Source organism: Herbaspirillum sp. AP02 (assembly GCF_015767275.1).
In the GTDB taxonomy this organism is placed as follows: domain Bacteria; phylum Pseudomonadota; class Gammaproteobacteria; order Burkholderiales; family Burkholderiaceae_D; genus Herbaspirillum.
Genome location: NZ_JADWMY010000005.1, coordinates 279463 through 304101, shown reverse-complemented (window position 1 = coordinate 304101; position 24639 = coordinate 279463). Strand labels below are relative to the sequence as shown.

Below are 24639 nucleotides of genomic sequence, written 5' to 3'. Positions count from 1 at the left end.
CCGACAGCATCGCGCCAGGACGGAACCGGACAAGAACAAGAGAAAGGTTGCATCGATGAAGCTGCGCATTGCCACATACAACATCCACAAGGGCGTGACCTCCTTTGCCGGACGGCCGCGCATCCTGGCGCTCAAACAGGCGCTGGCGCAACTGGACCCGGACATCCTGTTCCTGCAGGAAGTGCAGGGCCGGCATGACCTCAACGCCCTGCGCCACGCCGCCAACTGGCCGCAGCAGGGTCAGCATGAATATCTGGCTGGCGATACCCACCACGCCGCCTATGGGATGAATGCCGTGTACGACCATGGGCACCATGGCAACGCCCTGATTTCCCGTTTCGAGATCGCCTCCGTCCGCAACCAGGACGTCTCCGACCATGCCTATGAATCGCGCGGCATCCTGCACTGCGTGGTGCCGGTGGAAGGCGTGGAGGTGCATTGCTACGTGATCCACCTGGGTCTGTTCGCGGGTGGCCGCCGCCGCCAGATCGATGCGCTGGTGCAGGCGGTCAGTACCTCGTCGCCGCCGGATGCGCCGCTGGTGATCGCCGGCGACTTCAATGACTGGACCAACCAGCTGAGTCGCACGCTCTACCAGAACCTGGGCGTGGTCGAGGTATTCGATCAGCCGCAACCGACTGCCCGCGGCGTGATGCAGGGCTTGCGCCGACTCGGTGGCCTGTCGGCGCCGATCCGCCCGGCGCGTACCTTCCCGGCCATGATGCCGTGGCTGCGACTGGACCGCATCTATGTCCGTGGTTTCCGGGTGGAAACGGCGCAGGTGCTCAAGGATGGCCCATGGGCGCGCTTGTCCGACCATGCGCCTATCGTCACCGAACTGCACCTGGCCTGATCTTGCGCCACCTCGCCTTTTCCGACGGCAACCAGATTGCCCTGCTGCACAGTGGCGCGGGTTTCTATCCGGCCTTGATCACCGCCATCGATGCGGCGCGGGTCGAGATCTACCTCGAAACTTATATTTTTTCGCTGGATGATACCGGCGTGCTGGTGTGCGAAGCCCTGCAACGCGCCGCCGGACGCGGCGTGGTGGTGTATGTCATCAATGACTGGCTCGGTACCGGTCGTGAAAATACTAACAAATTGCGTCTTGCCCTGAGCGCGGCCGGCGTACAGCATCGCTCCTTCAATCCCTGGTTCCGGCGCGGCGTGGCACGCAGTCACCGCAAGCTGTGCGTGGTGGATCGCCAGGTGGCCTTCGTCGGTGGGCTCAACATCAATGACGACATGGTCTCCGACCGCGACCACGTCACGCCCCTGCCGGCACCGCGCTGGGATTTTGCCGTCAGCATTGTCGGTCCGCTGGTCCAGGATATCTATCGTGAAGTGCAGGCCCAATGGTTGCGCGTGGGCCGAATGAAACTGAAGGCACGCTGGCGCAATTTCAGGCACCTGCGCCACGGCCATAGCGGCCCGGTACACGACCAGACCCAGGCCGCGCTGGTGGTGCGCGACAACTTCCGCAACCGCCGCACCATCCAGCGCGCCTACCTGCAGGCCCTGGGACGCGCCCGCGAGAGCGCGTTCCTTGCCAATCCCTATTTCGCGCCCGGCCGCAAGATGCGGCGCGCCCTGGAAGAGGCGGCCATGCGCGGCGTCAAGGTGACCTTGTTGCTGGGCGTGGGGCAGTTCGTGATGCAGGACGCGGTGGCGCATTCCTTCTATCCCAAGCTCTTGCGTGCGGGCGTGCGCATCATCGAATACACCCATACCGAGCTGCATGCCAAGGTGGCCGTGGTGGACGACAAATGGGCCACGGTCGGCTCCAGCAACTATGACGGCCTGTCCCTGTTCGTGAACCAGGAAGCCAACGTGGTGGTCCAGGACCCGGCCTTTGCCGGCTACCTGCGCCAGGAGATCGAAGCCGGTACCGCCCTGGGCCGGGTGGTGCACCTGTCGGACTTCCTGCATGTGCCCTGGTACAAGCGCGCCGCCTATGGTGCGGCCTTCCTCCTCTATCGGACGGTCATTCACATCATCACCCTCGGGAAAGATGCCTGACGGAGGCCTTGCCCCTATCTTGCTCCGGCTTGATTTACCGAAGATTCACCATATCGCATTCGCAGCTGAAATGGGATAGGATGACCATCCCGGTTTTCGACAGGCAGTCGCACGCGGCTTCCTGCTATTTCAATAAAAGGAGCGAGTTATGGATGATGTGGTCATTGTCGCAGCACAGAGAACGGCGATCGGCAAATTCGGCGGAGGCTTGTCGAAGATCGCGGCAGCCGATCTGGGTGCGCAAGTCATCAAGGCCCTGCTGGCCAAGACCGGCATCAAGCCGGAAGCGATCAGCGAAGTCATCCTCGGTCAGGTGCTGACGGCGGGTCTGGGGCAGAACCCGGCGCGCCAGGCAGTCATCAAGTCCGGCCTGCCCGACATGGTCCCGGCCTTCGTGGTGGGCAAGGTCTGCGGCAGCGGCCTGAAGGCTGTCCAGCTGGCGGCCCAGGCCATCCGTTGCGGCGACGCCCAGATCGTCATCGCCGGCGGCCAGGAAAACATGAGCGCCTCGCCCCACGTACTCAATAACTCGCGTGACGGCTTCCGCATGGGTGATGCCAAGCTGACCGACACCATGATCGTCGACGGCCTGTGGGACGTCTACAACCAGTACCACATGGGCATCACTGCCGAGAACGTGGCCAAGAAGTTCGAGATCAGCCGCGAGGAGCAGGACGCCTTCGCTGCCGCCTCGCAAAACAGGGCCGAAGCCGCGCAAAAGGCGGGCAAGTTCAAGGATGAGATCGTCCCTATCGAAATCAAGGGCAAGAAGGAAACCGTGGTCTTCGACACGGACGAATTCGTCAAGCACGGCGTCACCGCCGAAGCCCTGGCCAGCCTGCGTCCGGCCTTCGACAAGGCTGGTACCGTGACCGCCGGCAACGCCTCCGGCATCAATGACGGCGCCGCCGCGGTGGTGGTCACCTCCGCCAAGCTGGCGGCCGAACTGGGTCTGCCGGTGCTGGCCAGGATCAAGGCCTACTCCTCGGCCGGCCTGGACCCCAGCATCATGGGCATGGGCCCGGTCCCCGCGTCGCAGCTGACCCTGAAGAAGGCCGGTTGGACCCCGCAGGACCTGGACCTGATGGAAATCAACGAAGCCTTTGCCGCCCAGGCCATTGCCGTGAACAAGCAGATGGGCTGGGACACCAGCAAGATCAACGTCAACGGCGGCGCGATCGCCCTGGGCCACCCCATCGGCGCCTCCGGCTGCCGCGTGCTGGTGACGCTGCTGCACGAGATGGTGCGCCGGGATGCCAAGAAGGGTCTGGCCAGCCTCTGTATCGGTGGTGGCATGGGTGTGGCGCTGGCGGTGGAGCGTTGAATCCGAGGATAGTCTTGACTCGATGACTGTTGTCTCGAGGAAATATGAAGAAGCGCCGGCTTGCGAGTCGGCGCTTTTTTTCTCCGCTACGGATCAGCAGATCAGAGATTCAGCGACCCGCCGCCAGGATGTCCGGCGGCAGTTCGGCATGGTGGTATTTCCGGTAGATCGCATTGAGCTGGCCATTGCGCAGATTCTCGCGGACCCAGTGATCGATCTTGTCCTTGAGCCGGGTCTCGCCCTTGCGCAATCCCACCGCCAGCAGGTTGGCCTTGAGGGTGAACTTGCTCTCGATATTGCGTGCCGGATTCTTTTCGTTGACCACCTGCAACAGCATGGGCGACGTTACCCAAACCTCGGCCTGGCCGCTGACCATGGCGGTCATCGAGGTGGCGTCATCATCGAAGCGGGTGATGGTCGCCGAGGGCGGTGCCACCTTGGTCAGCTCCTGGTCATTGGTGGTGCCGCGCGTGGCGATGACCTTCTTGCCGGCGAGGTCGGCCGGGCTGTCGATCTTCATGCCCTTGGGCGCGCCGACCACCACCAGGATGGGCGCATACGGCACCGAGAAATCGATCACCTTGGCGCGTTCCGGCGTGATCGAGAAAGCCGAGACGACCACGTCGGCCTTGTTGGTCTGCAGGTAAGGCACGCGGTTGGTCAGCGTGGTCGGGATCACTTCCAGTTCCAGGCCGAAGTCCCGGGCCATCAGCTGTGCGGTTTCGACGTCCGAGCCGATCAGCTTGAGCTTGTCGTCCTTCATGCTGTAGGGCGGCACGGCCAAGTCGATGGCCACGCGCAGTTTCTTCGCGGCCAGGATGGTATCGAGCTGGTCTGCGTGTGCGGCACTGCCGGTGAGCAGCAACAGGCCGAGTAGCGCATGGCCCAGCTGGCGGATAGGGAATGAAGGGGAATGCATGTCTCGCTCCTTGTGTGAATGGGAATCTGGGATTGACGTGCTCGGGGAAGGGATACGTTACAGTCCGGTACCGACGAACTGGCGCAGTTCGGCGGTGGCGGGCTGGTCCAGGATATCGGGGGGGCCTTGCTCCCAGACCTGGCCCTGGTGCATGAAGATCACCTGGTCGGCCACGCGTCGGGCAAAGCCCATCTCGTGGGTCACCAGGATCATGGTCATGCCTTCGGCGGCCATCTGTTCCATCACCTTGAGTACTTCGCCGGTCAGCTCCGGATCAAGTGCCGAGGTCACCTCGTCGAACAGCATCAGCTGCGGTTGCATCGCCAGCGAACGCGCGATGGCCACGCGCTGCTGCTGGCCACCCGACAACTGCTCGGGATAGGCCTGCGCCTTGTCCGAGAGCCCCACGCGGGCCAGCACATCGCACGCCAGTGCATTGGCCTGCGCGGCTGGCATGCGCTTGACCGCGGTAGGGCCCAGGGCGATGTTCTGCAGCACCGTCAGGTGCGGGAACAGGTTGTAGCTCTGGAAGACGATGCCCACATCGCGACGCAGGGCGCGCAGATCGAGGCCATTGGCATGTACCGCATGACCGCACACGCTGATCTGTCCATCATCGATCTGCTCCAGCCGGTTGATGCAGCGCAGGGCCGTGCTCTTGCCGGAACCGCTCTTGCCGATGATGGCCACGACCTCGCCACGGTCGACCGCAAAGGAGACGCCGCGCAGGACGTGATTGCTGCCGAAACGCTTGTGGACCGATTGCAGTTCAACCACGGTGGACATGGAGTTTCCTTTCGAGCACGCGGCTCCAGCGTGAGAGCGGATAGCACATGGCGAAGTACAGCAAAGCGGCACCGCCGAAGTAGAGGAAGGGCTGGAAGGTGGAGTTGTTGAGCACCTTGGCGTTGTAGGACAGTTCGGCGAAGCCGATCACCAATGACGCCACGGACGTGTTCTTGATCACCTGCACCGCAAAGCCCACCGTCGGTGGCGTGGCCATGCGCAGCGCCTGCGGCAACACGATCATGCGCATGCGCTGCCAGCGGGTCAGGCCGATGCATTCGGCGGCTTCCCATTGGCTCTTGTGCACCGACTGGATACAGCCGCGCCAGATGTCCCCCAGGAAGGCAGAGGCATAGATCACCATGGCGCTGGTCGCGGCCGGCAGGGCTTCCACCGTCCCCACGCCGAGCAGCGCCGGTCCATAGAAACACACTCCCATCAACACCAGCAAGGGCGTACCCTGGATCAGCTGCATCCATCCTGACGCCAGACGGCGTACCGCCCGCCGTGGCGAGATGCGTGCCAGCGCCAGGGACAGGCCCAGCACCGCCCCCAATGTCAGTGTCAGCGTCGACAACAGCAACGTGCCCCAGGCACCCTGCAGCAAGGAGAGAAACTGCTCATGCGACATCGTTGTCCCCCTTCAGAGCGGCGTGCCCAGCTTGCGCCGGCGCGTGAAGACCCGTTGGCCTAGCAGCCAGAAGCCGGCGCGCATCAGCCAGGACAGCAGCAGATACATGACCCACAGCACCAGGAATACCTCGAAGTTGCGGAAGGTATCGGATTGCACCCGATTGGCCACGCCCAGCAATTCCTCCGCACCCACCGAGGACAGGATGCTGGAGGCCAGCATCATCAGCACGAACTGGCTGGTCAGCGCCGGCCAGACGCGTTCCACCGCCGGTTGCAGCACCACATGCCATAACACCTGGAGCGGCGACAGACCCAGGCATTGCGCCGCCTCGATCTGGCCGCGGTGGATGGACTCGATGCCGGCACGCACGATTTCACAGGTGTACGCACCGATGTTGATCACCAGTGCCAGGATCGCCCCGGTCATGATGGGTAGCGTCGCTCCCACCGAAGACAGGCCGAAGATGAGGAAGTAGCACTGGATCAGCAGCGGCGTATTGCGGATCACCTCGATATAGCCACCCACCAGGGTGCGCAGCCAGCGATGGCGACTGCTGCTGGCCACGGCGCAGGATGCGCCCAGCATGAAGCCCAGCAAGGTGGCAACGAAGGACAGTTGCACCGTGGTCCAGGCGCCCTGCAATAGCAGCGGCCAGTGGGCGGCGACGCTGGAGAAATCGAACTGGTAGTGCATGTCTGCTCCTTGCTCTCGGTGGGATGGCTCAGATGCGACGCAGGTAGCTGGCGTCGAGCTGCGCGATATCCGGGCAGGCCAGCAGGGCCAGTACCCGATCGACTTCGCTGCGCAGGATCTCCAGGGCACGCGTGGCGCCTGCTTCTCCGCCAGCAGCCAGGCCGTAGGTAGTGGCGCGCCCCAGCAGCACTGCATCGGCGCCCAAAGCGATGGCCTTGACGATGTCGGCGCCACGCCTGAAACCGCCGTCCAGCATCACCGTCAACCGGCCTTTGACTGCCGCCACCACCTCGGGCAACACATCCATCGTCGATAGCGCGCCGTCCAGCTGGCGCCCGCCATGGTTGGACAGCACGATGCCGTCCACGCCCAAGGCCACGGCACGTTGCGCATCCTGCACCTGCATCACGCCCTTCAGGACGAGCTTGCCGGGCCAGATACCCCGCAGCCATTCAACGTCGCGCCAGTCCAGGGCCGGCGACAGTGACTGGCCAAGGATGGCGGCGGCGGCCCCGCGCACGCTGGTCTGGCCGGCCGGCAGCAGGTCGCCCAGATTGGCAAAGCGTGGAAAGCCGTGCGGATAGAGGATGTCGATCAGCCAGCGTGGATGGCAAAGCACATCGATCTTGTTGCGCCAGTCCAGTTGGCGCGGGCTGCTGAAGTTGCGCAAATCCCATTCGCGCTTGCCATAGACGGCGCTGTCGGTGGTCAGTACCAGCGTAGCGATGCCGGCCGCCTGCGCGCGACGGGCGACCCCGGCCACGAAGTCGCGGTCGCGATACAGGTAGACCTGTTGCCACACTTGCGCGCCGGAGCGGCGCACCACGTCTTCCAGCGAGGTGGTGGAAACGTTGGTCAACACGAAAGGCACGCCTGCCTGCGCGGCAGCCCGCGCCATCGCCACATCCCCCTCGCGGGCCAGCAGGCCACTGAAACCGGTAGGGCCGATCATGAAGGGAGAGGCGATATCGGCCCCGAACAGTCGGCGTTGCTGGCTGCGCACCGAGACATCGACCAGCGTGCGCGGCACGAAGGCGATCCGCGAAAAGACCTCGCGATTGTGACGCAGGCTGATCTCTTCTTCGGCTCCGCCCTCGACATATTCGAAGCAGAAATTGGGGACGCGCTTGCGCGCCATCGCACGCAGTTCTTCGATGCTCTGGGCGCGCTGCACCTCCGGCCCAGTGTATAGACGACGTTTCAATTCGACTCTCCCGATGGGACTGCTTGGACATCCTGTTGTCTGGCGGCGTGGCCTGCTCGGCAGTGTATTAATTGGTAAGGCCAAAAGCAAATAGTTTTTATAATTTTAAAATTGGTAAAGCCAATTGAGATGTGCAGCTTGTGAGACAATCGCCCTTCATTCCAATAACCTGTACCTAGGGCCTGTTCACATTCAATCTGTGAGATGCGTTGGCCCCAGAAGGCGTGGTGGCAAGGCGCGCGTCAGGGCTGGTGGTGGTGCCACCAGCCCTGACGTGCAACGCCGCCAGCGCGCCTTCTGGGGCCAACCCTCCGGGAGAGGCCGCCAAGCGTCGCCTGCCGTTGTTGCAGCTCCTTGCCGTAGCACCACTACGGCGCGTCGCTGCGCCTAGGCAGACAACGCTTGGCGACCTCTCGCACTCGCAGATTGAATGTGAACAGGCCCTAAGGTCAGGTTGTTGACGAGCCTTACCAGATCCTTGTTCAAACGATGGCCAGCCAGAAATCGACCGATTCCCGCCGCTTGTACCTGCAGATCGCGGACCGCCTGCGCACCGTGATGTACCAGCCTGGCTTCACCAGCCAGGGCCGCCTGCCGCCTGAGCGCGCACTGGCAGAACAACTGGGTGTGTCACGCCCATCGATACGGGAGGCGTTGGTCGCGCTGGAACTGGAGGGGCGGGTGGAGATCCGCATGGGTTCCGGCGTCTATCTGACCCAGGTGCCACCGCCAGATCTGCTGGAAGAGTCGGCCGCGGACAAGGAGATGGGTAACAGCCTGAGCGACATCATGGGGGCGCGCGCGCTCTTCGAGGGAGCAATCACGGCGCTGGTCGCGCCGTTGGCCAAGCCCAGGGATATCAAGGCGCTGCGCGCCATCTACGACACCATGGAGCGCGAATGTCAGGCCGGCCAGAGTCCTGCTGCGGCCGACCGCGACTTCCACATCCGCATCGCCCAGATGGCTGGCAACGAGGTACTGGTGCAGACCGTGGCGCGGCTCTACGACGAGCGCCAGGATCCGATTTCGGCCAAGTTGCTGGACCATTACGAACCGGCCGACAGCTGGTTCTCGGCCTTGCATGAGCACCGGGAAATCCTGGAGGCCATCGAGGCGCGCGATGCTATTCAGGCGCAAGCGGCAATGCAGCGGCATCTGAAGATGTCGCTCAAGCGCACCATGACGCGCAAGCAATTGAACTGAATCGGGCGACACCGGACCGTTACGCACAAGGACAGCAAGAGGACAGGATGGACACCACCCGCATCGACAAATGGTGCTGGGCCGCGCGCTTCTTCAAGACGCGATCGCTGGCTACCGAAGCCGTGGACCGCGGCCGCATCAGGCTCAATGGCGAGCGCACCAAGCCGGCCCATAACGTCAAGCCGGGTGATCGCCTGGACATCGACAACGGCGCCACGGAATGGGAGGTGCTGGTCATCGGCATTGCCGACAAGCGTGGCTCGGCGGCGATCGCAGCCACGCTCTATCAGGAGACCGACGAGAGCCTCCAGCGTCGGACCACGCAGGCCGAACGCCATCGCCTGTTCCGCGAACCCTCGGCCGAAATCAAGGGACGTCCCACCAAGCGCGACCGTCGACTGCTGGATCGCTCCTCGTCCTGACCCGGCAGAGCGGTCGCCACCGCGCCGGAAGCTCGTTGTAAGATAAGGGCCGCTGTCCATGGCCTGTCTTTTCTCCAACGTAGGTGTGAAGGTGCAGATGTCCCAGGTAGTCCCCTCCGAATCCACCCAGGCGATGCCGTTGGCGCGGCCGCTCCGCAAGGAATGCCCGCCCGGCGCCTGTGATTGCCAGCGCGAAGCGCTGCTGGAATGCCTGCATGCGCCCGAGGCGCGCGTGCTGTGGCTGACCCGTGAGGAAGAAAAACGCCTGATCGAGCGCATCACCCGCGTGAGCAGCTATGAAGAGCTGCTGCATGTGGGCAGCCTGCTGCGCAAGAACCTCGGCATCCATCTGCATATCAGCCCCGGCCCCAACGAAGTGCGCACCGTGCGCGGCCTGCAGATCCACCTGGCCGAACAGCCCGGTCTGTGCCGCAAGACCCGCGATACCATTCCGGCCGCCATCCGCAAGTGCCTGGAAAACAACCCCTCCATCGTCTACGCCCTGTTGGACGCCCACGACCTGCTGGGTGCCACCAGCCCGTCGCCAGGGCCTGCCTGAGAGCTTGCCGGGCAGCAAAATCGCCCCGCAAGCCGCGCTGATTTTTTGTTTGACTTTTGCAGCGCGATGAATAATAGTACGATCGTTCGAATAAATTCTGCGTGAAGATTTATTCACATCGCGCAGACAGGGTACAAGACAGCGGCCGCCGAGCCGCGCCCGCCGAACCGCTTCCCTCCCGTCGCGACCTGACGACGGATATCAAAGAGATAACGATGACTGAGACAAGCAAGGTGACCACCGCGCCCACCCGGCCCAAGTATCTGCGCAAGGGTGAGCAGACCCGTGCCGCCATTCTGGATGTGGCGCTGGAACTGGCCAGCCGTGACGGCCTGGAAGGGCTGACCATCGGCTTGCTGGCCGAAAAGATGAAGATGAGCAAGTCCGGCGTCTTCGCCCATTTCGGTTCCCGCGAGGACTTGCAGATCGAGGTCGTGCGGCTGTACCACAACCGCTTTGAGCAGGATGTGTTCTATCCCTCCATCAAGGAGCCACGCGGCCTGCCGCGCCTGGAAGGGATGTTCGCGCGCTGGATCAAGCAGGTCACGGTGGAAATCGCGCTGGGTTGTATCTACATCAGCGGCGCGGTCGAATACGACGACCGGCCCGGCGCCATCCGCGATCACCTGGTGGCCATGGTCCAGGCCTGGCGCGATGCGCTGGAGCGCTGCATCAAGCAGGCCATGGAAGCCGGCCACCTGCGGTCCGACATCGAGGTCAGCCAGATGGTCTATGAAATGTATGGCCTGATCCTGGCCCTGCACCACGATGCGCGCTTCCTGCACATCCCCGGCAGCGTGGAGCGCGCCGAGGCCAGCTTCCGTCGCCTGATCGACAGCTACCGCCCGCAAGGCAGCGACAGTGCCAGCACCAGTGCCGGTGCTACCCCCGCCAAGAATTCAAAATCGGCTGCCAGGAAGGCAGCCTAAACCCGTCCGGAGACATTCATGCCCCAATACAACGCCCCCTTGCGCGACATGCAATTCGTGCTGCACGAGTTGCTCAATGTCGAGGAAGTGTTCAAAGAACTGCCACCGCATGCTGATACCAACCGCGAGCTGGTGGACCAGGTGCTGGAGGAGGGCGGCAAGTTCGCTTCGCAAGTATTGTTCCCGCTGAACCATTCGGGCGACCGCGAGGGTTGCCATTTCGATCGCGAAACCAAGGCCGTCACCACCCCCAAGGGTTTCAAGCAGGCCTACCAGCAGTACGTGGAAGCCGGCTGGGCGGCGCTGTCCTGTGATCCCGAATTCGGTGGCCAGGGCCTGCCGCTGACGATCAACAATTCCTTCTACGAGATGCTGAACTCCTCCAACCAGGCCTGGACCATGTACCCCGGCCTGTCGCACGGTGCCTACGAGTGCCTGCACGCGCACGGCTCGGAAGAGCAGAAGCAGCTCTATCTGCCCAAGCTGGTTTCGGGCGAGTGGACCGGCACCATGTGCCTGACCGAAGCGCATTGCGGCACCGACCTGGGCCTGCTGCGCAGCAAGGCAGAACCGCAGGCCGATGGCGCCTACAAGATCACCGGCAACAAGATCTTCATCTCGGCCGGCGAAAACGACGTCTCCGCCAACATCATCCATCTGGTGCTGGCCCGCCTGCCGGATGCACCGGAAGGCTCCAAGGGCATTTCCTTGTTCCTGGTGCCGAAGTTCCTGCCCAACGCCGATGGTTCGCTGGGCGCGCGCAATCCCATCTTCTGCGGTGCCATTGAAGAAAAGATGGGCATCCACGGCAACGCCACCTGCCAGATGAACCTGGACGGCGCTACCGGCTGGTTGATCGGTCAGCCGCACAAGGGTCTGCAAGCCATGTTCGTGTTCATGAACGCGGCCCGCCTGGGCGTGGGCATGCAGGGCCTGGGTCTGACCGAAGTGGCCTACCAGAACGCCCTGGTCTATGCCAAGGACCGCCTGCAGATGCGCAGCCTGTCCGGCATCAAGGCCGCCGACAAGCCGGCCGACCCGATCATCGTGCACCCCGACGTGCGCCGGATGCTGCTGACCGCCAAGGCCTTCGCCGAGGGCGGCCGCGCCTTCACCTCCTATGTCGCCCTGGAGCTGGACAAGGAACTGACCCACCCGGATGAGCAAGTCCGCAAGGACGCCGGCGACATCGTGGCCCTGCTGACCCCGGTGGTGAAGGCCTTCCTCACCGACAACGCTTGGACGGCCACCTCCGAGTGTCTGCAGGTCTATGGCGGCCATGGCTACATCGCCGAATGGGGCATGGAGCAATACGTGCGCGATGCCCGCATCAACATGATCTACGAAGGCACCAACACCATCCAGTCGCTGGACCTGCTGGGGCGCAAGATCCTGATGGACAACGGCGCCAAGCTGAAGAAGTTCGGTGCCCAGATCCAGGCCTTCGTGGAAGAGCATGGCACCGATGAGTCCATGTCCGAATTCATCACCCCGCTGGCCGACATCGGCGACAAGGTGACCAAGCTGACCATGGAAATCGGCATGAAGTCCTTTGCCAATCAGGACGAGGCCGGCGCCGCCGCCGTGCCCTACCTGCGCGTGGTGGGCCACCTGGTGTTTTCCTACCTGTTTGCGCGCATGGCCAAGATCGCGCTGGAAAAGCAGGGCAGCGGCGACGCCTTCTACACCGCCAAGCTGGCCACGGCCCGCTTCTACTTCGCGCGCCTGCTGCCGGAGACCGCCATGCTGATCCGCCAGGCCCGTTCCGGCGCAGCCAACCTGATGGCCCTGGACGCCGAGTTGTTCTGACCGCAACACCACGCCGCCGATGGGCCGGTTGTCTTCCGGCGGCGTTGATCTACCGCAATGTGGCCCGGCGTGGCGTCATGTCGGTGTCACCCCTGCAAGGCATGCTGTGACCTTCTGCCGGAAGGCGTACAGTAGTCGTTCGCCTATCGCAGCGCAGCCTGCCAGGCCCCGAATTCATGTTTCATGTTTGCAGCACCAGCAAAGGAGATTTGCGTGTCCAATTTCATCGTCAAAAAAGTGGCCGTGCTCGGCGCCGGCGTCATGGGGGCCCAGATTGCCGCCCATTGCATCAACGCCCGCGTGCCGGTCGTGCTGTTCGACCTGCCGGCCAAGGAAGGCCCGAAGAACGGCATCGTGCAACGCGCCATCGAAAACCTGAAGAAACTCAGCCCGGCGCCGCTGGGCAACAAGGACGACGCGGCCCTGATCCAGGTCGCCAACTACGAGGATGACCTGGCCGTGCTGGAAGGCTGCGACCTCATCATCGAAGCCATCGCCGAGCGCATGGACTGGAAGCACGACCTCTACAAGAAGGTCGCTCCGCACATCGGCCCCAAGGCCATCTTCGCCTCCAACACCTCGGGCCTGTCGATCAATGGGCTATCCGACGGCTTCGATGCCGCTCTGAAGGCGCGCTTCTGCGGCGTACACTTCTTCAACCCGCCGCGCTACATGCACCTGGTCGAGCTGATCCCGACCCAGTCCACCGAGCCGCACATCCTGGACCAGCTGGAAGCCTTCCTCACCACCACCCTGGGCAAGGGCGTGGTGCGCGCTTTCGACACGCCCAATTTCGTGGCCAACCGCGTGGGCGTGTTCGGCATCCTGGCCACCATCATCGAAGCCGACAAATACGGTCTCTCGGTGGACGTGGTCGATGACCTGACCGGCGCCAAGCTGGGCCGCGCCAAGTCCGGCACCTTCCGCACCGCCGACGTGGTGGGCCTGGATACCATGGGTCACGTCATCCGCACCATGCAGGACAACCTGAAGGACGATCCCTTCTTCTCTTCCTATGCCACCCCGCCGCTGCTGGCCAAGCTGGTCGAGCAGGGTGCGCTGGGCCAGAAGAGCGGTGCCGGTTTCTACAAGAAGGTGGGCAAGGACATCCTGCGCATCGACCCGGCCAAGGGCGATTACGTTGCCGGTGGCGCCAAGGCCGATGACATCATCGCCCGCATCCTCAAGGAAAAGGATCCGGTCAAGCGCATGAAGGCGCTGCATGATTCGACCAATCCGCAGGGCCAGTTCCTGTGGGCCATCTTCCGCGATGCCTTCCACTACATCGCCGTGCACCTGGAATCGGTGGCCGACAACGCCCGTGACCTGGACTTCGCCATGCGCTGGGGCTTCGGCTGGAGCGTCGGTCCCTTCGAGACCTGGCAGGCCGCCGGCTGGAAGCAGATTGCGCAATGGGTGAAGGAAGATATCGACGCCGGCAAAGCGCTGTCCAATGCACCGCTGCCGGACTGGGTCTTCGATGGCCGTGACGGCGTGCACTCGGAGAAGGGTTCCTGGTCGCCCTCGAAGAAGGCCGATGTGGCCCGTTCCGAACTGCCGGTCTACCAGCGCCAGGCCTTCCGCGCCCCGCTGGTGGGCGAAGGCGCCGCCGACGGCAAGAGCGCCGGCACCACCTTCTTCGAAGACGAATCGGTCCGCATCTGGCATCAGAACGACGATGTCCTGATCCTGTCCTTCAAGACCAAGATGCACGTGATCGGCCAGGGTGTCATCGACGGCATGAACAAGGCCGTCACCGAAGCCGAGCAGAACTTCAAGGGCCTGGTGATCTGGCATCCGGACGCCGCCGAAGGCGGTGCTTTCTCGGCCGGTGCCGACCTGCAATCGATGCTGCCGCTGTTCATGTCCGGTGGCGTCAAGGCCATCGAGCCGGTGGTACACCAACTGCAGCAGGCGCACCAGCGCCTGAAGTACGCCAGCGTGCCGGTGATCGCCGCCGTGGCCGGCCTGGCCCTGGGCGGTGGTTGCGAACTGTTGCTGCATACCGCCAAGCGCGTGGTCTCCATCGAGTCCTACATCGGCCTGGTGGAAGTGGGCGTGGGCCTGATCCCGGCCGGTGGCGGCCTGAAGGAAGCGGCCGTGCGCGCCGCCAAGGAAGCCAAGGGCAACGACATCCTGCAGTTCCTGAAGGAATACATGCTGGCAGCGGCCACCGCCAATGTCTCCAAGTCGGCGCTGGAAGCCCGCAAGCTGGGCTACCTGCGCGAGGACGACGTGATCGTCTTCAACCCGTATGAATTGCTGCACGTGGCCAAGGTGGAAGCGCGCGCGCTGTTCGACGCCGGTTATCGTCCGCAACTGCCGCCGCAGGTGCCGGTGATCGGCCGCAACGGCCTGGCCACCATCATGGCGCAGCTGGTCAACATGCGCGACGGCGGCTTCATCTCGGCCCACGACTTCAAGCTGGGCAAGATGATCGCCGAGACCGTGGCCGGTGGCGAAGTGGAAGAGGGCAGCATCGTCAATGAACAATGGTTGCTCGACATCGAGCGCAAGTTCTTCATGGAGTTGCTCAATCACCCCAAGACCCAGGAACGCATCATGGGCATGATGCAAACCGGCAAGCCTGTACGCAATTAAAGAACGCTCCCTCCCCTTCAAGGGGAGGGTTGGGGTGGGGATGGGTTGAAATGAAAGGCCAAACCAACACTTTCGCCAAACTTGCGGCCAAGCAGTTACGCAAGACCATGACAGAAGCCGAGCAAAGGCTATGGCACCGTCTGCGCGGTCAGCAACTGGACGTGAAATTTCGCCATCAGCACCCCTTTGAAAATTACGTACTCGATTTTGTCTGTCTGGAACGGCGCCTGGTGATTGAAGTAGACGGCTCGCAGCATGTCGGCAATCAGGATGACGCAAACCGGACCGCGAAATTGAATCAGGCAGGCTTCACGGTTCTACGCTTTTGGAATAACGAAGTATTGAATGAGACGGATGTGGTCGTTCAGGCAATCTGGAATGCATTGAACCCATCCCCACCCCAGCCCTCCCCTTGAAGGGGAGGGAGAGTCCAAGGAGATTTTGAATGAGCAAACAACTGCAAGACGCCTACATCGTCGCCGCCACCCGCACCCCCATCGGCAAGGCACCGCGTGGCATGTTCAAGAACACTCGTCCGGATGACCTGTTGGTGCGCGCCATCCAGTCGGCCGTGGCGCAAGTGCCGGGCCTGGACCCCAAGCTGATCGAGGACGCCATCGTCGGCTGCTCCTTCCCCGAAGGAGCGCAAGGCCTGAACATGGCGCGTAACGCCGTGCTGCTGGCCGGCCTGCCCAACACCATCGGCGGCGTCACCATCAACCGCTACTGCGCCTCCGGTATCACCGCCATCGCCATGGCTGCCGACCGCATCCGCGTGGGCGAAGCCGATGTCATGATCGCCGCCGGTGCGGAGTCGATGTCGATGGTACCGATGATGGGTTTCCATCCCTCCATCAACATCAATGCCTTCAAGGATGAGAACGTCGGCATGGCCTATGGCATGGGCCTGACCGCCGAGAAGGTGGCACAGCAATGGAAGGTCTCGCGCGAAGCGCAGGATGAGTTCGCGCTGGCCTCGCACCAGAAGGCCATCGCGGCCCAGCAGGCTGGCGAATTCAACGACGAGATGACCGCGTTCGAGATCGTCGAACGCTTCCCCAATCTGGGCAGTGGCGAGATCGACATCAAGACCCGCACCGTCAGTCTGGACGAAGGTCCGCGTGCCGATTCCAACCTGGCCGCGCTGGCCAAGCTCAAGCCGGTCTTCGCCGCCAAGGGCAGCGTCACCGCCGGCAACAGCTCGCAGACTTCCGACGGTGCCGGCGCGCTGATCATCGTCTCCGAAAAGATCCTCAAGCAGTTCAACCTGACCCCGCTGGCGCGCTTCGTCTCCTTCGCCGTGCGTGGCGTGCCACCGGAGATCATGGGCATCGGTCCCAAGGAAGCGATTCCGGCAGCGCTGAAGGCCGGCGGCCTGACCCAGGACCAGATCGACTGGATCGAACTGAACGAAGCCTTCGCCGCCCAGGCGCTGGCTGTCATCGGCGATCTCGGCCTGGACCCGAGCAAGGTCAACCCCATGGGCGGCGCCATCGCCCTGGGCCACCCGCTGGGCGCCACCGGCGCCATCCGTGCGGCGACCACCATCCATGCACTGCGCCGCAAGAACCTGAAGTACGGCATGGTGACCATGTGCGTGGGTACCGGCATGGGTGCGGCGGGCATCTTCGAACGCGTCTGATCCACATGCGCAAGCGCTGATGAAAAGCCGCACTGCTCACGCCGTGCGGCTTTTTCATTGGTTCCTGCTTGAGCTTCAAACAAGCTAAATCATTTATAAAATTCAAGGAGACCGCGCAGATGGATATCCAACTGAGCAAGGCCGATGGCATCCTGAGCATCCATTTCGACCGTGAAGACAAGAAGAACGCCATCACCGCCGCCATGTACCAGCAACTGGCCGATGCCCTGAAGGAAGCCGAGACCGACAGCGCCGTGCGCGCCATCCTCTTCACCGGCAAGTCACAGGCTTTCTCGGCCGGCAATGATCTGGAAGACTTCCTGAAGAACCCGCCCAAGACCCAGGACGCGCCGGTGTTCCAGTTCCTCTGGCAGATCAGCCATGCCAGCAAGCCCATCGTGGCGGCGGTCTCGGGTGTGGCGGTCGGTATCGGCACAACACTGCTCATGCATTGCGACCTGGTGTATGCGGCGGACAATGCGAAATTCTCGATGCCCTTCACCCAGCTGGGGCTCTGCCCGGAAGCGGCCTCTTCACTGTTGCTGCCGCATATCGCGGGATATCAGCGTGCTGCCGAGAAGCTCCTGCTGGGCGAAGCCTTCGGCGCCGACGAGGCCGCGCAGATGGGCTTCGTCAATCGCGTCCTGCCGCTGGAAGAACTGCTGCCCTATGCGCAAAAGCAGGCTGCCAAGCTGGCCGCCTTGCCGGCCGCTTCGATCCGCGTGACCAAGCAATTGATGAAGAAGAACCGTGTCACCGCCACCGAGCAGCAGATGGTGACCGAGATCGAACACTTCGCACGCATGCTCACCGAGCCGGAAGCCAAGGAGGCCTTCACCGCCTTCTTCGAGAAGCGCAAGCCGGACTTCAGCCGGTTTTCCTGAGCCAGCTGGCGGCGGGCTGTCCTCGGATTGCGCGTCGCTACTTCCAGCTGCTCTTTCCCGTCGCAATCACAGCCACCGGATCGCTGCGCTGCCCATAAGGATGGCGCAGCACGATGCGACTGGCGAACTTTTCAATGCCGATCTCGTCCTCCAGGAGTCTCTCCATCAACTCCTGGAACAAGGACACCGTGGGGGAGATGATCTTGAGGAGATAATCGTAGCCCCCGCTGACGTTGTAGCACTCGACGATCTCCGCATATCTGGCCGCACCTTGCTCGAACTTGCGGAAGTCGGCCGGGCGATGGCTGCCGAGTGTAATCTCGGAAAACACCACGACATGGCTGCCCAGTTTCTCCAGCGCGATCTGTGCGCCGTAACCCGCGATGACACCACTATCTTCCATGCGTTTGGTGCGGGTCAGACAAGGGCTGGGGCTCAGGTTGACCGCTTCGGCCAGTTCCACGTTCGAACAACGTCCCTCGCGCAGCAGGTGTTCGAGAATCTTGATGTCAGTGCGGTCGATTGGTTCTGTGGGACGCATGGGGAGATCTTATCACCGCAGCTTCGCTGTCAACGGCTGGCCGAGCCGGTCCTGGCTTGCGTCAGCGATTCGTCCAGCGCATCAATCACCATGCCGGCCTGATCCTTCGTCAATACCAGCGGCGGTCGTATCTTCAATACGTTATGTCCCATCGCGCAGGCGCTGAGCAGCACGCCCTTGTCGCGCATCCGGTTGACCACCTCGCTGGTAAGGCTGCGGTCTGGTGCACGCGAGCGGCGATCGGAGACCAGTTCCACGCCGACGAACATGCCCGCGCCGCGCACGTCGCCAATCGCCTCATGACGTTCTGCCAAGGCGGCGATGCCGTCAAGCAAGATCGATCCTGCCTCGTGCGCATGGGCGATCAGGCCCTCGCGTTCTATGGTCTTGAGTACTGCAAGTGCCGCTGCGCAGGACACGGTATTGCCACCGAAGGTATTGAAGTAACGCGAGCGCTGGCCGAATTCCTGCAAGGCGTCGGCCGTGGCCAGCAGACCTGCAACCGGTTGCCCGTTGCCCATCGGCTTGCCCATGGTCACGATGTCTGGCACCACGCCGTGGCGCTGGAAGCCCCACATGTGCTCACCGGTGCGACCAAAGCCAGGTTGCACCTCGTCGGCGATGAAGAGGCCGCCGGCGCGCTGAATGGCCTGTACCGCTCCCTTGAGGAAGCCTGCCGGGCCGGGCAGGATGCCATCGCTGGTAAAGAGTGAGTCGACGATCAGTGCTGCTGGCTGGATGCCGTGGCGTTGCAGGTCGGCAATGGCTGCCTCCACATCGCGTGCAAAGCGTTCGCCCAGATCCTGCCCTTGAGCGTGATAACTACGCGGCGCCGGCACCAACCGTACATGCGGACCAAGGTTGACCGTGGCGCCCAGCGAGGGGGAGAACTGCGAGACCGCGTCGGTGATACCGTGATAGGCGGTATCGGTCACGATCACCCCGGTGCCCCCGGTGCGCACTTTGGCGATGCGATAGGCCAGATCATTGGCTTCGCTACCGGTGCAGGTCAGCATCAGGTGTGCCAGTGCCGTTTCCGGTACGGTGGCGAGAAGCCTTTCGGCCAGTTCCAGAATGGTTTCGTGCAGATAGCGGGTATTGGTCGCCAGGGTTTGCACCTGTTGGCAGATCGCCTCGGTGACTGCAGGGTGGCAATGCCCAAGGGAGGTCACGTTGTTGTAGACGTCGAGGTAACGGCGTCCCTGCGGATCAATCAGCCAGACACCCTCGCCACGCACGATCTGCAGCGGATGCTCGTACATCAGGCGATAGGCCGGACCCAGCAGCGCGTCACGGCGTTTGATCAGGGCCTCGGTCACGGGACCGACGTCGGTCCGGCCGGGGATATAGGCGTTGACCATGTTCAGGTCGGTGGTGCTCTTCATGGAATTCTCCTGTTGCGGATTTCTGAAAGCAGGCGGTCGCGTGCGTCCTGGCGCGAGAGGTCGGCCAGTTGCCCCAGTGCCTCCCAGGCTGCCGGGTTGTGGCGCATGATGTAGGCCCGGTTATGGGGGTAGCGTACTGCACGCCACTCCGAGATCAGCGCCGTGATCAGGTGGCGCGTGGCCATCAGGTCGGTGACGATCTCCTGCTCGGGATCGGTGAGCGGCAGCAGAGCGTGATAGGCGCCCACGAACTGTGCCGGACCTTCGAAAGGATCGGTGTTGCCCGTCATGTGGAACGCCGCTGCCGTACCCACCTCGCCTACCAACGGCGCATGCAGCATGTCGCCGAAATCGATGATGCCGGTGATGCGCTCCTGTTCCTGGGGCGCCACCAGGACGTTGTAGAGATGGTAGTCATTGTGGATGACCTGCGTGCGCACTTGTGGCAGGAGAGGCAGCACGTCCTGTTCAAAGCGAGTCATGAAGCGCTGTGCCAACAGACGGCGGCCTGGATCGATCAGGCCTTCCATCCTGGCCGCCAGGCGGTGCGCGGTCGATACGTTCCATAGCAGGTCATGATGCGCGCCCGGATGCGAGAAGTCGCGCAAGGCCAGGTTCAGTTTCGCCAAACCGCTGCCCATGGCGCGCCGCTGACCAGCTGTGCGAATGGTCTCCTTGATCTGCACGCCGTCCAGGTAGGTCAGCATGCGTACCGTACAGACGTTGCCATCATCAAGGCGAACGCGTTCGGAGGTTCGCCCACCCAGCGTGCGCACTACCCGCGGGATCGGAAGTTCGGGGGCGACGACCGCAATGTGCTCAAGCGCGGCAATCTGGAAATCCACCACCGTGGGCTCTTCGGAAGGATTGCTGATCTTGAGCACATGGCGCAGTCCATCTTGGCCGTCGATGCGGCAGTTCTGGTCACGTTCGCCAGCCAGCACCGTGACCTCCCCGTCGATGCCGTAGAGGCCGGAGGCGAGCTTGTGCAGCGTGGAGAGGGGAATCGCCGGCGCGGCCGTGCTCAATGCTGCAGTTTGATCAAGAGCTTGCTGATGCATCATGGGTCTCGCTTGGAGTTGCGCCAGGGTGGGTAGCGGTAGCGATCAAAGACCGACCAGCCTAGCAAGCTGACGAAAGTCGGTCAGGCGATTGACGCCATAGCCATCGAAGCCGGGTTCATGGTTGCGGTCGATGAAGGCCTTGGCCATGAAGCCCAGGTCGGCGGCCGTCATCAGGTCGTAGCGGAAGCTGGAGGAGCAATGCACCATCTCTTCCGGTCCGCAGCCGAGTTGATCGAACATGTATTCAAACGCCTGGCCGCGTGGCTTGTAGGCCTGTGCTTCCTCTGCGGTGTAGACCGCATGGAAGGGGGCTTTCAGATGTGCCACGCTGTGCGGGATCAGGTCGGTCATCGAATTGGACAAGATCACCAGCGGGATATGCGGTGCGATCTTCTCCAGTGTTTCGACCACGTGCGGATGCGGCTGCCAAGTGGGAACGGCCGCGTAGAGCGACTGCGCATCGCTGGTGCGATATTCCACGTCGTGCGCGTGGCAGGCGCGCTGGATGGCGTTTCCCACGACATCGAAGAAGGGCTTCCAGGCACCTAGCACTTCGTCCAGGCGATAGAAACGGAAGCTTTCCAGAAAGCCCGGCATGCGTTGCTCGCTGACACGATCGGAGAACAGCGATCTGGCCGTGGGGCCCATTTCAAAATTGATGAGTGTTCCGTAGCAATCGAAACTGATGAACTTCGGCTTGAAAATCATTGGATCAATCTCCTTCGTGGTCGATGGAGAAAGTATGGCCGCCCGGCCAAGAGAAAAATCTCTTATTGCCGGGCGATCGGAGCAGCTTCTACTTTTAATCCTGGGCTTTCCGGCATTTTCCTTGGATCGGGGGCCATGCGTTCGGGCCGGATGCCAGACGCGCTGCACCTCTTGGCTTGGCAACCTGCTTTCTTGCTTGTACAGGCCTTAATGCAGATTTAATGAAGAATTAAGTTTGCATTAATCCCAGTGGCAAACTGCGGTTCCATAATCTTTTCCGAGGGAGGGTCGCGGTCCTATTCCCTCGTCCTGATCGATATTGGTGGGAGCCCATGATGCAACTGAAGTCGTACTGGCTGGACACATCGCCGCCCTTCATGAGCCAGACCGATGCACTGCCCGAGGGCGGCTGCGACGTGCTGGTGGTTGGTGGCGGTATCACCGGATCGGCCGCAGCGCTGGCACTTGCACGCAAGGGAGCTCAGGTGGTGGTGTGCGACGCCGACATCGTCGGCGGCGCTGCCTCCGGGCGCAATGGCGGCATGTGCAACAACGGCTTCGCCCAGGACTACGCGGCACTATCGCAGCGCCTGGGCAGCGAACTGACCAACCGGATTTATCGAGCCTTCGATGCCGGCGTCGATACGGTCGAAAGACTTGTCAGGCAGGAGTCCATCGATTGCGACTTCGCCCGTCACGGCAAGCTCAAGCTGGCCGCCAAGCCAGAGCATTACGACAAGCTGGCGCGCAGCCAGGAATTGCTGGCCGCCAGCGTCGATCCGCAGACCCGGCTGTTGACCCCTGCACAACTGCGTGACGAGTTGGGTAGCGATTGCTACCACGGCGGGCTGCTTCTCGAAAAAAGCGCTGGCATGCATGTGGGGCGCTATGTACGCGGCCTGGCGCATGCGGCACAGCGCCATGGTGCCGTGTATCTCGAACACACGCCGGTGCTTGGTCTTCAACGGAAGTCTGGCAGCTATCTCGTGCGCACCGCGCGTGGTCCTTTACGTGCCCGGCAGGTGTTGCTGGCCAGCGGTATCTCGCAAATCGGCCCGTTCGGCTGGGTCCGCCGTCGCATCGTACCTGTCGGCGCGTTCTTGATCGTCACCGAACCACTCCCGTTGTCGTTGCTGGATGGACTGGTGCCGACGCGCCGCATGTATACCGACACCAAGAATTTCGTGAATTATTTCCGCGTCACGCCGGACAAGCGCCTGCTATTTGGTGGCCGTGCGCGCTTTGCCGCCTCCAATCCGCGTTCGGATGCGCGCAGTGGCGATATCCTGCGCCAGCAGATGCTCACTGTCTTTCCCGGACTCGCCGGGACGCGTATCGACTATTGCTGGGGCGGGATGGTCGACATGACCGCCGACAGGCTACCGCGTGCCGGCCAGCGCGAAGGCGTGTTCTATTCCATGGGCTACAGCGGTCATGGCACTCACATGGCGACGCTGATGGGAACGATGATGGCGGAGATCATGGAGGGGCATGTCGATCTCAATCCCTGGAAGGATTTTTCCTGGCCAGCCATTCCCGGCCACTTCGGTAAGCCTTGGTTCCTGCCCTTCGTGGGGGCGTGGTATCGGCTCAAAGACCGGCTGCGATGAGCGCGAGCGGGGCGGCCGCCGGACAGGATGTGCTGCGGTGGTCAAGCGCCTGCACCAGCGCTTGCAGCCGGGCCAATGCAGGCCTAGACCTCTGGCGTTCCGACCAGTCCCACCACGACCCGGTCGCGGCCGGCCCGCTTGGCGTCGTACAGTGCCACATCGGTATGCGCCATCAGGCTTTCCAGGTCGGCCGGCGGGGTTTCGAAGACGCTGCCACCCACGCTCAGGCTGACGGCGTGGGGTGTGGGAAAGCTCTTGCCGGCCACGTGGGCGAAGCCCTGTCGCAGGCTTTCCCCCAGATGGGTGACCTGATCGGCGCGGGCATCCTGTAGCAGGATCACAAATTCATCCCCGCCCAGACGTGCCGCCAGGGCATCTTCCGGCAAAACCTCGTGCAGCAGCATGCTCAACGCTTCGAGAAGCTGGTCGCCAGCGGCGTGGCCATGCAGGTCGTTGACCTGTTTGAAGTTGTCGATGTCGATCAGCAACAGTGCGCCGGGATGCTGCGCGCTGGCCTGCGCCAGCAGCGCGGGGGCGCTGGTCTTGAGGGCGCGGCGGTTGAGCAGGCCAGTCAGGGGGTCGCGGGCCGCCAGTTGGCCGATGCGCTGTTCGCGACGGTGCCGCTCGGTGCCGGTCATCGACAGCGCGATCAGCATGATGGCCATCGCGCCCTCGATCAGCGATATCCGGATCACCGTCCCGCCGAAGGCCGCCAGGTCCACCAGGGCAGCCGGTACGATAGCGGCGATCGCCTTGGCGAGATAGAACAGGCCGTGCGCCAGCAGCACGTAACGCAATTGCACCGCGCCCACGCTCAGCGATGCGCCGTGCGGACGCAACAGGCGGCTGGCGCGCAGCGTGACGGCAGCGATCATCAGCGACTGCACGCCCAGCATCGCCCGTGACCACCAGGGCTGCGCGGGCAGGTACAACATCACCAGCCACAGCAGGGCCAATAGCCACCATTGGCGCGAGAGCCGGGTGCGGGTGAAGCAGGCCACGCCGGCCAGGAAGCAGGCGTGCGCGGCGATCAGCATGCCATTGGCGAACCAGATGCCGATAAGCAGATAGCCGCGTGAGCGCAGCAATGCCAGTAAGGAGCCGAGGGCGATGATGGCGAAGCCGCTGCTCCAGAGCAGGAGCGAGCGTTCGCGCACCACACCCCATTCCACCGCCAGGTAGAGTGCAGCGGCCGCCGCCAGGGCGATGGTGAGGATAAGCAGGGTGGAGGGATCGAGAGCCATGGGGTGATACGGCGCTGGCAAGCGCAGTACGAACGATGCGAGCGGTGCGAACGGACGGGGGACGAAGAACAGCCGCTATTGTAGCCTTCGCCCCGCATCCTGGTCGCGTCACCCGCTGCGGTTCCCGTTCCCCGGGCGCGCGATGGTCAGGCCGGCTCGGTCGATGGCCCGGTTGCCGTCGGGGAGGGGGCCGGTAGTTCGTCACCGCCCGAGATCTGCTGGGGCGAGAACAGCGGCAGCTTCTTCTTCACCAACGGCAGATTCCCGCGTTCGGTGCCGTCCGGCAACACGGCTTGCTCGGCCGATAACCAGTTTCCATTGTCTGCGCTCATGTCGCTCATTTTGTTTTCCTCGGGGTTGCGGAAGGGCCAGCTTGTCGGTTTTGGGCAAATGCCTCGTTGATGCAACGCAACCGGGACAGGTTTTGATGAGAATTCTTCTTGTCGCTTGGATAATACG

At 62.9% G+C, this 24639-nt stretch carries 24 protein-coding genes; 13 read left to right on the top strand and 11 right to left on the bottom strand.

Annotated elements, in window-relative coordinates; translation table 11 throughout:
- Positions 1-55 precede the first annotated feature (55 nt).
- The 3 genes from I5R65_RS13245 to I5R65_RS13235 all read left to right on the top strand — a co-directional run bounded on the left by I5R65_RS13245 (position 56) and on the right by I5R65_RS13235 (position 3343).
- The gene (locus tag I5R65_RS13245) at positions 56-853 is read left to right on the top strand and encodes an endonuclease/exonuclease/phosphatase family protein (RefSeq protein ID WP_180668107.1); all 798 of its coding nucleotides are present in this window, start codon (positions 56-58) and stop codon (positions 851-853) included.
- A gap of 2 nt (positions 854-855) precedes the next feature.
- On the top strand, positions 856-2019 hold the full coding sequence (locus tag I5R65_RS13240) for a phosphatidylserine/phosphatidylglycerophosphate/cardiolipin synthase family protein (RefSeq protein WP_180668106.1): 1164 nt from the start codon (positions 856-858) through the stop codon (positions 2017-2019).
- A gap of 148 nt (positions 2020-2167) precedes the next feature.
- Entirely contained in the window at positions 2168-3343 is a 1176-nt protein-coding gene (locus I5R65_RS13235) for an acetyl-CoA C-acetyltransferase (RefSeq protein ID WP_180668105.1), read from the top strand.
- 109 nt (positions 3344-3452) lie between these two features.
- Here the strand turns inward: I5R65_RS13235 and I5R65_RS13230 are convergent, their stop codons facing one another.
- The 5 genes from I5R65_RS13230 to I5R65_RS13210 are packed head-to-tail and all read right to left on the bottom strand — an operon-like array spanning position 3453 to position 7579.
- Entirely contained in the window at positions 3453-4262 is an 810-nt protein-coding gene (locus I5R65_RS13230) for a transporter substrate-binding domain-containing protein (RefSeq protein ID WP_180668104.1), read from the bottom strand.
- A gap of 57 nt (positions 4263-4319) precedes the next feature.
- Complete coding sequence (locus I5R65_RS13225; protein ID WP_180668103.1) at positions 4320-5048, bottom strand: amino acid ABC transporter ATP-binding protein; 729 nt, start codon at positions 5046-5048, stop codon at positions 4320-4322.
- A complete protein-coding gene (locus tag I5R65_RS13220) occupies positions 5032-5679 on the bottom strand; it encodes an amino acid ABC transporter permease (RefSeq protein WP_180668102.1) in 648 nt (215 codons plus the stop codon). The genes I5R65_RS13225 and I5R65_RS13220 overlap by 17 nt, the downstream gene beginning before the upstream one ends.
- 12 nt (positions 5680-5691) lie before the next feature.
- Complete coding sequence (locus I5R65_RS13215) at positions 5692-6375, bottom strand: amino acid ABC transporter permease (RefSeq protein WP_180668101.1); 684 nt, start codon at positions 6373-6375, stop codon at positions 5692-5694.
- A 28-nt stretch (positions 6376-6403) separates the two neighbouring features.
- Complete coding sequence (locus I5R65_RS13210; RefSeq protein WP_180668100.1) at positions 6404-7579, bottom strand: alpha-hydroxy acid oxidase; 1176 nt, start codon at positions 7577-7579, stop codon at positions 6404-6406.
- Positions 7580-8068: 489 nt separating this feature from the next.
- Here I5R65_RS13210 and I5R65_RS13205 point away from each other — a divergent pair, with 489 nt between their 5' ends.
- The 9 genes from I5R65_RS13205 to I5R65_RS13165 all read left to right on the top strand — a co-directional run bounded on the left by I5R65_RS13205 (position 8069) and on the right by I5R65_RS13165 (position 17628).
- Positions 8069-8782, top strand: coding sequence for a FadR/GntR family transcriptional regulator (locus I5R65_RS13205; RefSeq protein WP_102663222.1), 714 nt, complete (start codon positions 8069-8071; stop codon positions 8780-8782).
- 47 nt (positions 8783-8829) lie between these two features.
- Complete coding sequence (locus I5R65_RS13200; RefSeq protein WP_180668099.1) at positions 8830-9204, top strand: RNA-binding S4 domain-containing protein; 375 nt, start codon at positions 8830-8832, stop codon at positions 9202-9204.
- A gap of 97 nt (positions 9205-9301) precedes the next feature.
- Positions 9302-9763, top strand: a complete 462-nt coding sequence (locus I5R65_RS13195) for a hypothetical protein (RefSeq protein WP_180668098.1) — start codon at positions 9302-9304, stop codon at positions 9761-9763.
- A 215-nt stretch (positions 9764-9978) separates the two neighbouring features.
- Positions 9979-10692, top strand: a complete 714-nt coding sequence (locus I5R65_RS13190; protein ID WP_180668097.1) for a TetR/AcrR family transcriptional regulator — start codon at positions 9979-9981, stop codon at positions 10690-10692.
- Between the two features lie 18 nt (positions 10693-10710).
- Positions 10711-12501, top strand: a complete 1791-nt coding sequence (locus I5R65_RS13185; protein WP_180668096.1) for an acyl-CoA dehydrogenase C-terminal domain-containing protein — start codon at positions 10711-10713, stop codon at positions 12499-12501.
- Positions 12502-12714: 213 nt separating this feature from the next.
- A complete protein-coding gene (locus tag I5R65_RS13180) occupies positions 12715-15102 on the top strand; it encodes a 3-hydroxyacyl-CoA dehydrogenase/enoyl-CoA hydratase family protein (RefSeq protein WP_180668095.1) in 2388 nt (795 codons plus the stop codon).
- A 50-nt stretch (positions 15103-15152) separates the two neighbouring features.
- Positions 15153-15518 (top strand): endonuclease domain-containing protein, encoded by a 366-nt coding sequence (locus tag I5R65_RS13175; protein WP_180668094.1) that lies wholly within the window; start codon positions 15153-15155, stop codon positions 15516-15518.
- Between the two features lie 29 nt (positions 15519-15547).
- The gene (locus I5R65_RS13170; protein ID WP_180668093.1) at positions 15548-16744 is read left to right on the top strand and encodes an acetyl-CoA C-acyltransferase; all 1197 of its coding nucleotides are present in this window, start codon (positions 15548-15550) and stop codon (positions 16742-16744) included.
- A 119-nt stretch (positions 16745-16863) separates the two neighbouring features.
- A complete protein-coding gene (locus I5R65_RS13165; RefSeq protein ID WP_180668092.1) occupies positions 16864-17628 on the top strand; it encodes an enoyl-CoA hydratase in 765 nt (254 codons plus the stop codon).
- Positions 17629-17665: 37 nt separating this feature from the next.
- On the opposite strand, the gene I5R65_RS13160 is transcribed toward I5R65_RS13165, so the two are convergent.
- The 4 genes from I5R65_RS13160 to I5R65_RS13145 are packed head-to-tail and all read right to left on the bottom strand — an operon-like array spanning position 17666 to position 21326.
- On the bottom strand, positions 17666-18169 hold the full coding sequence (locus tag I5R65_RS13160) for an Lrp/AsnC family transcriptional regulator (protein WP_180668091.1): 504 nt from the start codon (positions 18167-18169) through the stop codon (positions 17666-17668).
- A 29-nt stretch (positions 18170-18198) separates the two neighbouring features.
- Positions 18199-19554 carry an aspartate aminotransferase family protein gene (locus tag I5R65_RS13155; RefSeq protein ID WP_180668090.1) on the bottom strand — a complete coding sequence of 452 codons (1356 nt, stop codon included), beginning with the start codon at positions 19552-19554 and terminating at the stop codon, positions 18199-18201.
- Positions 19551-20618, bottom strand: a complete 1068-nt coding sequence (locus I5R65_RS13150; RefSeq protein WP_180668089.1) for a phosphotransferase — start codon at positions 20616-20618, stop codon at positions 19551-19553. Before I5R65_RS13150 ends, I5R65_RS13155 begins: the two co-directional genes overlap by 4 nt.
- A 42-nt stretch (positions 20619-20660) precedes the next feature.
- Positions 20661-21326, bottom strand: coding sequence for a haloacid dehalogenase type II (locus I5R65_RS13145; protein WP_180668088.1), 666 nt, complete (start codon positions 21324-21326; stop codon positions 20661-20663).
- 335 nt (positions 21327-21661) lie between these two features.
- Between I5R65_RS13145 and I5R65_RS13140 the strand changes: the two genes are divergently transcribed.
- Positions 21662-22936 (top strand): FAD-binding oxidoreductase, encoded by a 1275-nt coding sequence (locus I5R65_RS13140; RefSeq protein ID WP_180668148.1) that lies wholly within the window; start codon positions 21662-21664, stop codon positions 22934-22936.
- An 83-nt stretch (positions 22937-23019) separates the two neighbouring features.
- Here I5R65_RS13140 and I5R65_RS13135 read toward each other — a convergent pair whose 3' ends face one another.
- The gene (locus I5R65_RS13135) at positions 23020-24180 is read right to left on the bottom strand and encodes a GGDEF domain-containing protein (protein WP_180668087.1); all 1161 of its coding nucleotides are present in this window, start codon (positions 24178-24180) and stop codon (positions 23020-23022) included.
- Positions 24181-24326: 146 nt separating this feature from the next.
- A complete protein-coding gene (locus I5R65_RS13130) occupies positions 24327-24512 on the bottom strand; it encodes a hypothetical protein (protein ID WP_231395171.1) in 186 nt (61 codons plus the stop codon).
- Positions 24513-24639 lie beyond the last annotated feature (127 nt).